Below are 13,260 nucleotides of genomic sequence, written 5' to 3' on the forward strand. Positions count from 1 at the left end.
CCTCCCCCTCGCCCCCCCACGCCAACAGAACCACCTACCTGTCCCAGAGCGAAAGAGATCGCCATGCCAATCGTTCCGGTCAACGGAATTCGTCTGAGTTACGAGGACTCCGGTGGTACCGGCGAGCCCGTCGTCATGGTGATGGGGTCGGGAGCCACCGGCCGGGCGTGGCACCTGCACCAGGTTCCCGCGCTGGTCGCAGCGGGCTATCGGGTCATCACCTTCGAGAACCGTGGCATCGCGCCCAGTGCCCCCTGCGCCGACGGGTTCACCATCCAGGACATGGTGAACGACGTCGTCGGCCTGATCGGGCACCTTCGGCTGGACGGCTGCCGGCTGGTCGGCACCTCTCTGGGTTCGTACGTCGTCCAGGAACTGGCCCTGCGGCGTCCTGATCTCGTGCAGAGCGCCGTGCTCCTTGCCACGCGGGGGCGTGTGGACGCCATGCGCCGGGCGCTGACGCGGGCGGAGATCGAGCTGTACGACTCCGGGGTGCGGCTTCCTCCCAAGTTCGACGCGGTGGTCCAGGTGATGCGGAATCTTTCGCCGCGCTCGCTCCTGAACGACGTGGAGGTGAGCGACTGGCTGGAGGTCCTGGAGGCCACGTCCGGGAACGTCTCCGGGGAGCGTGCGCAGCTGGGCCTCGATCCCACTCCCTCGCGCCTGCCCGCGTACCGGAGCATCTCCGTCCCCTGTCATGTCATCGCGTTCCAGGACGACCTGGTCACGCCGCCCGAGCTGGGGCGTGAGGTGGCCGAGGCCATTCCGGGGGCCTCCTTCGAGGTCATTCCCGGATGCGGTCACTACGGATATCTGGAGGATCCGGACTCGGTGAACAAGGGCATCGTCGAGTTCTTCCGGACCGTCGCGGACCGACAGACGGTCCGGCGCTGATCACCGTTCGGACCGGTCGCCCCGTCCGGGGGCCGGTGGCGTGTTTCGCACTCCTTCTCTCCCTTAGCCAATTGAGGTCCCCATGAGTAAGCAGCACGGCTGGAAGCCGCTGGAGATCACCGCGGATGATGCCGGTGTCGATCCGACTCCGGCGGGTCTGGCCGGGTTCCTGGCCGACACCGACAAGATCAGCAGCATGCTCATCGCCGAGAAGGCGCTGGTGTTCCGCGGTTTCCAGGTCTCGGAGAGCACACTCGAACCGGCCATGGACCTGTTGCTGCCCAACCGGCTCGCCTACGTGCACGGGAACTCGCCGCGCAGCAAGGTCGGCAGCAACATCTACACCTCGACGGAGTACCCGCCCGAGCTGACGATCTCCATGCACAACGAGCTCTCGTACGCGCACGCGTGGCCGTCCCGGCTGCTGTTCTTCGCGGCGCACGAGCCGACGACGGGCGGGGCGACGCCGGTGGTGGACGGCACGCTGTGGCTGGAGTCGCTGGATCCGGCGATCCGTGAGGCCTTCGCGGGCGGTGTCCGCTACTCGCAGAACCTGCACGGCGGCCGTGGTCTGGGCAAGAGCTGGCAGGACACCTTCGAGACCGGTGACCAGGCGGAGGTCGAGGCCTTCCTGAAGGGCACGGAGGCCGAGTGGGAGTGGCGCGGCGACGGCGGGCTGCGGGTGACGCAGCTGCGCCCGTCCACCGTCCGGCACCCCGTGACGGGAGTCGAGGTGTGGTTCAACCAGTCCGACCAGTGGCACCCTGCCGCGCTCGGTGACGAGATGGCGGCCGAACTCGCGCAGATCCTGCCCGAGGAGGAGCTGCCCCAGTCCGTCAGGTTCGCCGACGGGAGCGCGATCCCGGACGAGTACGTGATCGAGGTGCGGGACAAGGGGCTCGACGCGGCGGTCGACGTCGACTGGCACACCGGCGACCTCCTGCTCATCGACAACGTACTGGTGGGCCACGGGCGCCGGCCGTTCACCGGTCCCCGTCGGATTCTGGTCGCGATGTCCGACTGAGGGACCAGGTGCCCACGCGCCGTAGGCGACCGCACGGCGCGTGGGCACCTGGCCGCCCAGGACGCCACAGATCTGCTTCGCCCCTACACGAGAACAGGATCACCATGTCCTCAGAACCGATATCGTCCGCCATCGTCGGCGGCACCGGCCACCTCGACGGTCTGTGCCTCGACCACGTCGAGCTGTACGTCGAGGACCTCGACGCCAAGGTCGGTCACTGGGTCGACAGCTACGGATTCACGGTGGTGGGCACCGCGGGCTCCCCCGAAGAGGGCTTCCGCAGTGCCGCGCTGTGCCAGGGCCGGATCATGATGGTGCTCACCGAAGGGATCAGCGATGAGCACCCCGCGTCCGTGTACGTACTCGGTCATGGGGACGGTGTCGCCGCCATCGCCCTGCGTACGGATGATGTCGCGGCGGCCTATGAGGAGGCCGTGGGACGGGGCGCGCGGTCGTTGGCGGAGGCGGCCGGACACCAGGGCGGCGGGGTGCTCGCGACCGCGACCGTGGGGGCGTTCGGAGATCTGACGCACCCGCTGGTCGAGCGGGAGGCCTCGGACAGCGCCGGGCTGCCGGCCGGCTTCCGGCCGGTGGAGCACGCGGAGGCGCCCGACCGCGGAGTGGGTCTGCTGGAGATCGACCACTTCGCCGTGTGCGTGAACATCGGGGAGCTGGATCCGACGGTCCGCTTCTACCAGGAGGTCCTGGGCTTTGCGGAGATCTTCGAGGAGCGGATCGCCGTCGGTACCCAGGCCATGCTGTCGAAGGTGGTGCAGAGCCCGTCCGGCGAGATCACCTTCACGATCATCCAGCCCGACCCGTCGGCCGACGCCGGCCAGATCGACGAGTTCCTGAAGAACCACGACGGTGCGGGCATCCAGCACATCGCGTTCTCCAGCGACGACGCGCCCCGCACGGTGCGCACGCTGTCGGAACGTGAGGTCGGCTTCCTGAAGACACCCGCCGCGTACTACGAGCTGCTGGGGCGACGGCTCTCGCTGAAGAAGCACTCACTGGACGAGCTGCGTGAGCTGAACCTCCTCGTCGACGAGGACCACGGCGGTCAGCTGTTCCAGATCTTCACGCGGTCGACGCACGCCCGGCGCACCCTGTTCTTCGAGGTCATCGAGCGGATCGGCGCCGAGACCTTCGGCAGCTCCAACATCAAGGCGCTGTACGAGGCGGTCGAGGTGGAGCGGCAGCGCGAGATCGGGCTGCCGCGGTGAGCAGTGGCACGGTTGCTCCAGCGGAGAGCAGTGGCACGGCCCCGGCCGCGGCGAACAGTGGCACGGTCCCAGCCGTGGTGAACAGTGGCACGGTTCCCGCGGCGGTGAGCATTCGCGAGGTGGAGCAGGCCGCTGCCGCCGTGCTCCCCCGGCCGGTGTGGGACTTCGTGTCCGGTGGCAGTGGTGCCGAACTGACGCTCGCGGCCAATCGCACGGCTCTGGACCGCGTCCGGCTGGTTCCACGTGCCCTGCGGGACGTCTCGGCGTGCTCGACGGCGTCGACGCTGCTCGGCCGTGAGGTGTCGATGCCGGTGGCCACCGCACCGATCGGGTACCACCAGCTGGTCCACCCCGAGGGTGAGCTGGCGGCGGCCCGGGCGGCGAAGGACGCCGGAGTCCCGTTCACCGTGGGGACGTTGAGCAGTTTCCCGCTGGAGCAGGTCGCCGAGGTGGGCGCCACCACCTGGTTCCAGCTGTACTGGCTCCGCGATCGCGCCCTGTCGTACGAGCTTGTGCGCAGGGCCGAGGACGCCGGCTGCTCGGCCCTGGTCCTCACGGTCGATGTGCCGTGGATGGGCCGGCGGCTGCGGGACGTACGCAACGGATTCTCGTTGCCTCCCGAGGTGCGGGCCGCCAACTTCACCGTGGACCCGGCTTCCGAGGCGCACCGTGCGGTTCCGGGGGCTTCCGCCCTCGCCTCGCACACCAGCACGGCGTTCGCGCCCTCACTGAGCTGGGCGGACGTGCAGGAGCTGCGGTCCCGGACGAAGTTGCCACTGATCGTGAAGGGCATCCTCGATCCGGAGGACGCCGTGCGGGCCGCTGAATGCGGTGCGGACGCCGTGGTGGTGTCCAACCACGGCGGGCGCCAACTGGACGGTGCGATCCCGGCCGTCGACGCGCTCGAAGCCGTGTGTGCCGCGATCGACGGGCGCGTCGAGGTTCTGGTGGACAGCGGATTCCGCAGCGGGGTCGATGTGCTGAAGGCACTGGCGCTCGGCGCGAGTGGTGTCCTCGTGGGCAGGCCGCTGCTGTGGGGGCTCGCGGCGGGCGGCGAGGCCGGGGCGCGCGAGGTCCTGGGTCTGCTGGCGGAGGAACTGCGTGACGCCCTCGGTCTGGCGGGCTGCGCGAACGTGAGCGAGGCGAGTCGGCTGCGTACCGGCAGAGGCCCGTTGCCGTTGGACCGGGCGACGAAACACGACGAAGGGATCCCGCGGTGACCAGCCTGCCGAACGTGACGACCGAATACGCTGCCGCGGGCGCCGCCCAGCTGAGCACCGCGGGCCTGCACGGCTCACTGGAGGACCCCGCGCTGGGGTCGATGAACTTCCTGAACGAAATCGCTCATCTCCACCCGGGCGCAATCTCGTTCGCGCCGGGCCGGCCCTTCGAGGGATTCTTCGAGACCGGCCAGGTGCACGACTACCTGCGGCGCTTCGAGCAGTACCTGAAGGAGGAGAAGGGGTACGGCGACGAGGAGGTGCGGCGCACGTTCTTCCAGTACGGACGCACCAACGGCATCATCCACGAGCTGATCGCCGACCACCTCCGGGCCGACGAGGGCATCTCGGTGCCTGCCGGGTCCGTGGTCGTCACGGTGGGCTGCCAGGAGGCGATGTTCCTGGTGCTGCGCGCCCTGCGCAGGGACGACCGCGACGTCGTGCTGGCCGTCTCGCCGAGTTACGTCGGCCTGAAGGGCGCGGCCCGGCTGGTCGACATGCCGGTCCTCGAAGTGGCGGGCGGCCCGCACGGGATCGACATGGACAGCCTCGCGGCCACGGTCCGCGAGGCGCGCGCGAACGGGCTGCGGCCACGCGCCTGCTACCTGGTGCCCGACTTCTCCAATCCGGCCGGCACGAGCATGGACCTGGAGACCCGGCAGGCCGCCCTGGCCTTCGCGGAGCAGGAGGATCTGCTGCTCCTGGAGGACAATCCGTACGGCTACTTCAGTGCGGACGGCGTACGGCTGCCCACGCTGAAGGCCCTCGACACGCACCACCGGGTCGTCTATCTGGGGTCGTTCGCCAAGACCGGTCTGCCGGGGGCACGCATCGGGTTCGCGGTGGCCGATCAGAGCGTGGCGGGCGCGGACGGCGAAGTGGGTCTGTTCGCCGACCAGCTCTCGAAGATCAAGAGCATGGTCACGGTCAACACCTCGCCCATCGCCCAGGCGGTCATCGCCGGCAAGCTGCTCACGTACGGGAACAGTCTGCTCAAGGCCAACGAGCGGGAGATCGCGGTGTACCGCGGCAACCTGGAGCGGCTCCTCGCGGGGCTGCGCCGGCACTTCCCGGCAGGCGGCGGTTCAGGAGTGCGCTGGAACACGCCGCGCGGTGGCTTCTTCCTCGTGCTGGACGTGCCGTTTGCCGCCGACGAGAAGCTGCTCGAAGTATCGGCCGGCGACTACGGCGTGCTGTGGACACCCATGCGGTACTTCAGTACCGAGGACGCGGCGGAACGGCAGATCCGGCTGTCGTACAGCCTGGTCACTCCGGAACAGATCGACGAAGGGCTCGAAAGGTTTGCCGCGCTGGTGGCCGACCGTCTCAACGGCTGACCGGCCGCATTCCCGACGTCTCGAAGTGGAGTCCCGTTTCCCATGCGCACCGCAGTCATAGCCGGAACCGGCCTGATCGGCACGTCCATTGCCCTCGCTCTGCGCGAGCGGGGCATCACCACGTATCTGACCGACGCCGACCCCGCCGCGTTACAGACCGCCGAGGCGCTCGGCGCCGGGCGGGCGGAGGAGCCGCGCGAGGTGGCGGACATCGCGATCCTCGCGGTGCCACCGGTCCAGGTGGCACCGGTGCTCGCGATGCTGCAGAAGCGGGGAACGGCCCGCTTCTACACGGATGTCGCGAGCGTCAAGGGCCTGCCGAGCGAGCGGATCGAGGCGCTGGGATGCGACCTGACGTCCGTGGTGGGCGGGCATCCGCTGGCCGGCGGTGAGCGGTCGGGGCCGCTGGCCGCCCGCGCCGATCTCTTCGAGGGGCGCCCCTGGGTGCTGGTGCCGTCCGCCGTCACCAGTGATTCCGCGCTCAACTGCGCCTTGGAACTGACGGCGTTGTGCGGGGCCACGCCCGTGCTGTTCGACGCCGAGGACCATGACCGTGCGGTGGCGCTCGTCTCGCACGCCCCGCATCTGATCGCGAGCCTTGCCGCGGCCCGCCTCCTGGACGGGAACGAGTCGGCGCTGCGCCTGGCCGGGCAGGGGCTGCGTGATGTCACCCGCATCGCGGGGGGCAGCCCGGCGCTGTGGACGGACATCCTGTCGGCGAACGCGGGGCCGGTCGCCGATGTGCTGGAGGCCTTCGCCGGGGATGTGCTCGAAGCGGTGGCGGCGCTGCGGCGGTCCGCCGAGGGGCGCGGCGGTGAGCCGGAACTGTCCGAGGCGTTGCAGCGCGGGGTGGACGGGCGGGCCAGGATTCCCGGCAAGCACGGGGTGCCCGATGCCGCGTTCACGGCGGTGGAGGTCTCCGTGGGGGACAGTCCCGGAGAGCTGGCCCGGCTGTTCACCGATGTGGCGGCGGCCGGGGCCAACATCGAGGACATCGGCATCGACCACTCGGCCAAGCAGCTGCTCGGGCGGGCGAGTCTCGCGGTGGCCGCCGGTACGGAACACGCGCTCGCGCAGGAGCTGCGGCATCGGGGCTGGGCGGCGCAGTCCTCGAACTGGCCGAGCGGCCAGGGCGAATAGCGTCCGGCGCGGGACACGACAGCGGAGCCGCTCCCCCGGGGGAGCGGCTCCGCTGTCGTGTCCCGCCGTCGCGGATGCGTCCCGGAGGGGAGGGTGGCTCAGGCGTTGGGGGCCCGCTGGAAGCACTTGGCAGCGACGAAACCGGCCAGGGCCAGCAGTACGGCGCTCGTGCCGAGCGCGCCGACCACCCCGAGCCCCAGGTCCCAGCCCAGCGCGAGCCGCCGCGAGCCGTCCACCGCGTACGTCACCGGATTGACCTTGGCCACGACCTGCAGCCACTCCGGCAGCCCCTTCAGCGGGACGAACGCGCTGGAGGCGAACATCAGCGGGAACATCACCAGGACCGCGATGCTCGACATGACCTCGACGCTCCGCAGCCATGCGGCGAGTGCGATGAAGCACCAGATCAGGGACCAGATGACGAACACCGTGAGCAGCAGGGCCGCGGCCGTGCCGAGCACACCGCCGGACGGCCGGAAGCCGAAGAAGACCGTGCCGCAGGCCAGCAGGACGAGCAGTTCGGTGAAGACGCGCAGCAGATCGGCAAGCGAGCGGGCCACCAGGACCAGCGGCAGCCTGGTGGGCAGCACCCGGAACCGGGCCACGATGCCGTTGTCCATGTCCTTGACGAGACCCACGCCGGCGCCCTGCGCGGACCCGATGCCCGTGGTGACGAGCAGCGCGGGCACCAGGTAGTCGATGTAGCGCACCCCGTGGGGGAAGTCGTCACGGTTCGCCATGCTGCCGAAGATCTCGCTGAGCAGCAGCAGCATGATCAGCGGCTGGAGCAGGCTGAACAGCGCGAGCCGGGTGTCGCCGTACATGGACCGGATCTGCCGGCCTGTGAGCACCCACAACTGGGCGCGGATGCTGCCGCCTCGCCATTCGGCTGTGGTGTCGGGCACGGCGATGGGTGCCGTGTCCCGGGTGCGTTCCTGGAGGGCCAACGGAGACTCCCGCGATGTCAGGCCGCGCCTGCGAGGGCCGTCGGCGATTGGGTGAGTGCCAGATAGACGTCGTCCAGCGACGGCTCCTTGACAGTGAGTTCGACGAGCTCGGCGCCCACGGTGTCGAGTGCCCGCACCACGGCCGCGATGTCGGCGGAGGTGTCCACCGGCGTGCTCAGGGCGTGCCGCTCCGGGTCCGGGCGCGGCTGGAAGCCCGCCGCCGCCAGTGCTCCGGTGGCCGCCGACAGGTCGGAGTCCGGGGTCAGCGCGGCATGCACCGCGCGGCTTCCCAGTTCCGCCTTGAGCCGGCCGCTGGTGCCCGACGCGATGACGCGGCCCTTCGACAGGACGGTGATCCAGTCGGCGAGCCGGTCGGCCTCGTCCAGGTACTGCGTGGTCAGCAGCACTGTCGTACCGTCGGCCACCAGACCCTCGACCGTCTCCCACAGCGCGATGCGGGTCGTCGGGTCGAGACCTGTCGTGGGCTCGTCCAGGAACAGCACATCGGGACGGCCCACGAGACTGGCCGCGAGGTCGAGCCGCCGGCGCATACCGCCCGAGTAGGTGCGGGACGGCTGCTTGGCGGCCTCGGTCAGGCGGAACAGTTCGAGCAGTTCGGTGGCCCGGGCCGCCGCCTGGCGCCGGCCCGCACCGAGCAGCCGGGCGATCAGGACCAGGTTGCCGTAGCCCGACAGGTACTCGTCGACCGAGGCGAACTGCCCGGTCACGCCGATCCTGGCGCGCACCGCGGCTCCCTGCGTGGTGACGTCGTACCCGGCGACCCTGACCGTGCCCGCGGTCGGGGGCGACACCGTGGACAGGATGTTCACCAGGGTCGTCTTGCCCGCGCCGTTGTGGCCGAGCAGCCCGAGGACCTTGCCCCGGGCGACTTCGATGTCCACGCCGTTCAGGGCGTGGACATCGCCGAAGCTCTTGCAGACCCCGGCCGCCTCGATCATGACCTCGTTCAAGCCGCGTCCGCCCCGGAACCCGCCATGGCCTCGACGAGGCTCTTGGGCCGCATGTCGGTCCAGTTCTGGTTGATGTACTCCAGGCACGCGGCGCGGTCGGTCTGGGCCAGGGCGACCGTCCAGCCCGCGGGTACCTCGGCGAAGGCCGGCCAGAGGGAATGCTGGGCCTCGTCGTTGACCAGTACGAGGTAGCCGGCTTCCGGGTCTTCGAACGGGTTGCTCATCAGATGCTCCTGTGCTCGGTGTTGTGCGCTTCGACGGGCCCGGAACGTTCCGGATCCCGTACGTGCTTGGCGAGGACCGCCGCGATCTCGGCGACCGCGGCCGGCTCGATCATCAGGTCCTCGTGCAGGAAGTCCACGACGTGCTCGGTGATGTCACCCGACACGTACGGCCGCCACACCTCGGCGTTGAACGTCGCGTCGTCCCTGCTGAACGAGGCGCCGGACGAGTAGAACAGCACGTCGCCGGTGAACCGTTCCGGACGGAGGCCCCGGGTCAGCGCGGTGCTGTTGACGTAGACGCGGACCGCGGCCCCGATGTCGCCGCCGGGAAGGTGTCCCAGCGGATGCCCCTTGGCACGGAGTTCCGCGAGTACCTCCGCCTCCTGCCCGGGGCCCACCTGCTCGGTGTCGAAGCCGACGTCCGCGTTGATCTGCGCCGTGAGTTCGGCCGGGTCCCAGTCCTCGCGGGAGGGCCGCACCGGGTAGGCGTCGACGACGGCGAGGAGGGCCACCTGCTGTCCCTGGCTCTGAAGCCGGGTGGCGACCCGGTGGGCGAGGAGTCCGCCCATCGACCAGCCGATGAGCTGGTACGGGCCCTCGGGCTGCACGGTCCGGATGTGTGCGCAGTACTCGTCGATCATCTCTTCGAGCGTCCCGGCCGGCGGTTCCTGGCCGAGCAGCCCGCGCGCCTGGAGGGCGTACACGGGAAGATCGGCGGGGAGCTGGCCTGCGAGGCGGCCGTAGCACCAGCCTATGCCGAGCGCCGGGTGCAGACAGAAGAGCGGAGTGCGGCGGCCGGTGGTCCGCAGGGGCAGCACGGGTGAGAACGAGTCGCTGCTGCCCTCGGCGTCCAGCTGGCGCAGCAGCCCGGCCACCGTGGGCGACTGGAACAGGTCGCGTACCGAGACGTCCCGGCCCAGCGCCTTGCGGACACCGTTGACGAGCCGGGTGGCCAGCAGGGAGTGTCCGCCGAGCGCGAAGAAGCTCTCCTCGGTCCCGACCCGCTCCAGGCCGAGCACCTGCGCGAACAGGCCGCACAGGATCTGTTCCTGCGGGGTGACCGGCTCACCGCGTCCCTCCCCGCCGTACTCGGGGGCCGGCAGCGCGCGCCGGTTCAGTTTGCCGTTGGGCGTCAGCGGCAGCGCGTCGATCAGGACGACGAACGGCACCATGTACTCGGGCAGTTCGTTCGCCGCGAAGTCGCGCAGTGCGGCTGCCTCGGGGTGAGCGTCCGGCGCCGGCACCACATAGGCGACGAGGCGTTTGTCGCCCGGCCGGTCCTCCCGTGCGAGTACGGCGGCCTGCGCCACCCCGGGGGCACCGGCGAGCACGGTCTCCACCTCCGCGGGTTCCACCCGGAAGCCGCGGATCTTGACCTGGTCGTCCGCCCGGCCCACGAACTCCAGCAGCCCTCCCCCGGACCACCGCACGAGGTCTCCCGTGCGGTACATACGGGTCCCGGGCGCACCGAACGGGTCGGCCACGAAACGCTCAGCCGTCAGGTCCGGCCGTCCGGCGTACCCCCGGGCCAGACCGGATCCGGCGATGTACAGCTCGCCGGCCACTCCGGCCGGCACGGGCCGCAGCCCTGCGTCCAGGACATAGACCCGGGTGTTGTCGAGGGGGCGCCCCAGCGGCAGCCCGTCGGCCGCCCGGTACGGGGCCGTGACCGCGTGACCGGTGGCGCACAGCGTGATCTCGGTCGGCCCGTACAGATGGCGGACCGTCGTCGCCGGGTTGGCCCCGATGACCTGCTCGACCGCGCTCGCGGAGACGACGTCGCCGCCGGTGAGTACCTCACGGACGTGGCCGAAGGTCGCGGAGAGCTCCTCGGCCATGGCCCGGAACAGGCCCGCTGTCAGATGCAGGTGGCTGATGCCGTGCTCGCGGACCAGCCGGTCGAGGGCCGCGGCATCCACCTCGCCCGCCGGGGCGACCACGACCCGGGCGCCGCGGAGCAGCGGCAGCCAGATCTCGTACACGGAGATGTCGAACGCGTGCGGTGCGTGCATCAGCACGCGGTCGTGCGGGCCGATCCCCCAGCTACGGTTCATGGCCAGGTCGACCACGGCGCGGTGGGACACGGAGACGCCCTTGGGCTTGCCCGTGGAACCGGACGTGTACATCACGTAGGCGAGCCGGTCGGGTTCGATGCGCTCCGGCAGGAGGGCAGGTCCGGCCCCGAAGGACTGGTCGGTACCGGACTCCTCGGCGATCAACACCGCCGTCCCTGCAGCCCGTTGCTCGGCGACCAGTTCGTGCCCCGCCAGGTTGCGGCTGATCACGAGGACCGGCGCCCGGGCCTCGTCGAGCACCGACCGCATCCGTGCGGTCGGATACCTGGTGTGCAGGGGTACGTACACACCGCCCGCCCGCATCACCGCGAGCAGTGCGGCCACCAGATCCGCAGACCGCTCCATGAGAAGGGCGACGGGCGTCTCCGCCCGCACCCCCAGTCCGACCAGGCGCTCGGCGAACTCAGCGGCACGGGCGCTCAGTTCGAGGTACGTCCACCGGGTCCCGCCGCACTCGACGGCCACGGCGTCCGGGGTGCGGTCCGCCTGTGCCGCGATCAGTTCCGGCAAGGAGGCCGCGGGAACCGGCGCACCGGTGGCGTTCCAGTCGTGGACGATCCGCTGCCGTTCCGGGGCCGAGAGAATCTCGATCTCGCCGACCCGGAGCCGGGGGTCGGCGACCGCGGCGGTCAGCAGCCGCACGAGCCGCTCCGCGAGCCCCACGACGGTCTCCCGGTCGAAGAGGTCGAGGCTGTACTCGATCTGCCCGAGAATCCCCGCGGCCCCGCCGGATGCGGTGCGCTGCTCGGCGAGCACGACGTTCAGGTCGAACTTCGCGGTGCCGACATGTACCCGCTGCCGCTCCGGCGCCACGCCGGACAGATCGAGCACCGCCGCCTCGGTGTTCCAGCTCAACGCCGTCTGGAACAGCGGGTGCCGGGACAGCGACCGCTCCGGGTTGAGGACCTCGACCAGCCGCTCGAACGGTACGTCCTGCCGGCCGAACGCCGCCAGGTCGGTGCGGCGCACCCGGTCGAGCAGCTCACGGAAAGTGGGGTTGCCGGAGAGGTCGGTGCGCAGCACGAGGGTGTTGACGAAGAACCCCACGAGGTTCTCCACCGCGGCATCGTCACGCCCGGCGACCGCGGTGCCCAGCGGGATGTCGGCCCCCGCACCCACCCGGGACAGAAGCGCGGCGAGGGCCGCCTGCACCACCATGAACGGGGTGACGTTCTGCTTGCCTGCCAGCTCGATGACGGCGGCATGCAGCTCGGCGGACAGGTCGAGGTCGACGCTCCCGCCGCGATGGGACGGCTCGGCGGGCCGCGGACGGTCGGTGGGCAGCTCAATTTCCGCCGGCAGCCCCTCCAACTCTGCTTGCCATGCAGAGAGCTGGCGGGACGCCAGGCTTTCGGGGTCGTCCTCGGAGCCGAGGTTTGAGCGCTGCCAGAGGGTGAAGTCCGCGTACTGCACGGGCAGCGGGGCCCAGGCAGGGGCCCGTCCCTCGACCCGTGCCGCGTACGCCGTCGTCAGATCCCGGGCCAGGGGCCCCATCGACCAGCCGTCGCCCACGATGTGATGCATCAGCAGAAGCAGCACGCGCCGATCGGCGCCGGTCTCGAACAGGCATGCCCTGAAAGGAAGTTCACCGGTGAGATCAAAACTGTACCGGGCGGCCGCCGCGAGCTGCCCGTCCAGATCAGCCTCGGTCGTGCCCACCACCTCCAGGACGGGCCGGGCCCGGTCCACATCGAGCACGACCTGGTGGGGGTCTGTGGTGTCGGTGTTCTGGGTGAAGAGGGTGCGCAGGGATTCGTGGCGTGCCACGACGTCGGTGAGTGCGGTGTGGAGTGCGCCCGTGTCGAGGTCGCCGGTGAGGCGGAGGGCGATGGGGATGTTGTAGAGGGAGCTGCCGGGTTCGTACTGGTGGAGGAACCAGAGGCGTTGTTGGGCGAAGGAGAGGGGGATGTGTGTGGGGCGGGGGCCTGCGGTGATGGCGGTGCGGGCGGTGGTGGCGCTGGTGAGTGCTTCGGCTATGCCGAGGACGGTGGGGGTTTCGAAGAGCTGGCGTACGGAGAGTTCGGCGTCGAGTGCGGTGCGGATGCGGGAGACGAGTCGGGTGGCGAGGAGGGAGTGCCCGCCGAGGTCGAAGAAGCTGTCGTCGATCCCGACCCTGGTCCCGGTCCCGGTCCCGGAGAGGCCGAGGATGTCGGCGAAGAGCCCGCAGAGGATCTCTTCCTGCGGGGTGCGGGGGGCGCGGCT

Annotated in this window: 10 protein-coding genes; 6 read left to right on the forward strand and 4 right to left on the reverse strand. The window is 70.5% G+C overall.

The window, feature by feature from the left end; translation table 11 throughout:
- Positions 1-63: 63 nt before the first annotated feature.
- The 6 genes from JGS39_RS27020 (at position 64) to JGS39_RS27045 (ending at position 6,841) form a co-directional block, all read left to right on the forward strand.
- On the forward strand, positions 64-894 hold the full coding sequence (locus JGS39_RS27020; protein WP_219572197.1) for an alpha/beta fold hydrolase: 831 nt from the start codon (positions 64-66) through the stop codon (positions 892-894).
- 82 nt (positions 895-976) lie between these two features.
- Positions 977-1,918 (forward strand): TauD/TfdA family dioxygenase, encoded by a 942-nt coding sequence (locus JGS39_RS27025; protein WP_219572198.1) that lies wholly within the window; start codon positions 977-979, stop codon positions 1,916-1,918.
- 104 nt (positions 1,919-2,022) lie between these two features.
- Positions 2,023-3,144, forward strand: a complete 1,122-nt coding sequence (hppD, locus tag JGS39_RS27030) for a 4-hydroxyphenylpyruvate dioxygenase (RefSeq protein WP_219572200.1) — start codon at positions 2,023-2,025, stop codon at positions 3,142-3,144.
- Positions 3,145-3,248: 104 nt separating this feature from the next.
- The gene (locus JGS39_RS27035; RefSeq protein ID WP_306069905.1) at positions 3,249-4,364 is read left to right on the forward strand and encodes an alpha-hydroxy acid oxidase; all 1,116 of its coding nucleotides are present in this window, start codon (positions 3,249-3,251) and stop codon (positions 4,362-4,364) included.
- 14 nt (positions 4,365-4,378) lie between these two features.
- Positions 4,379-5,701, forward strand: coding sequence for an aminotransferase-like domain-containing protein (locus tag JGS39_RS27040; RefSeq protein WP_372456171.1), 1,323 nt, complete (start codon positions 4,379-4,381; stop codon positions 5,699-5,701).
- Positions 5,702-5,743: 42 nt separating this feature from the next.
- A complete protein-coding gene (locus JGS39_RS27045; protein WP_219572204.1) occupies positions 5,744-6,841 on the forward strand; it encodes a prephenate dehydrogenase in 1,098 nt (365 codons plus the stop codon).
- A gap of 98 nt (positions 6,842-6,939) precedes the next feature.
- Here the strand turns inward: JGS39_RS27045 and JGS39_RS27050 are convergent, their stop codons facing one another.
- From JGS39_RS27050 to JGS39_RS27065, 4 genes are all read right to left on the reverse strand, one after another.
- On the reverse strand, positions 6,940-7,788 hold the full coding sequence (locus JGS39_RS27050; RefSeq protein ID WP_236064194.1) for an ABC transporter permease: 849 nt from the start codon (positions 7,786-7,788) through the stop codon (positions 6,940-6,942).
- A gap of 17 nt (positions 7,789-7,805) precedes the next feature.
- Positions 7,806-8,747, reverse strand: a complete 942-nt coding sequence (locus JGS39_RS27055) for an ATP-binding cassette domain-containing protein (RefSeq protein WP_219572210.1) — start codon at positions 8,745-8,747, stop codon at positions 7,806-7,808.
- Positions 8,748-8,755: 8 nt separating this feature from the next.
- Positions 8,756-8,983, reverse strand: a complete 228-nt coding sequence (locus JGS39_RS27060; RefSeq protein ID WP_306069906.1) for an MbtH family protein — start codon at positions 8,981-8,983, stop codon at positions 8,756-8,758.
- Positions 8,983-13,260 (reverse strand): non-ribosomal peptide synthetase (locus tag JGS39_RS27065; RefSeq protein WP_219572205.1); only part of this gene is annotated, 4,278 nt, incomplete at its 5' end. The genes JGS39_RS27065 and JGS39_RS27060, both read right to left, overlap by 1 nt.

This window comes from Streptomyces poriferorum (genome assembly GCF_019399235.1).
Lineage (GTDB): Bacteria > Actinomycetota > Actinomycetes > Streptomycetales > Streptomycetaceae > Streptomyces > Streptomyces poriferorum.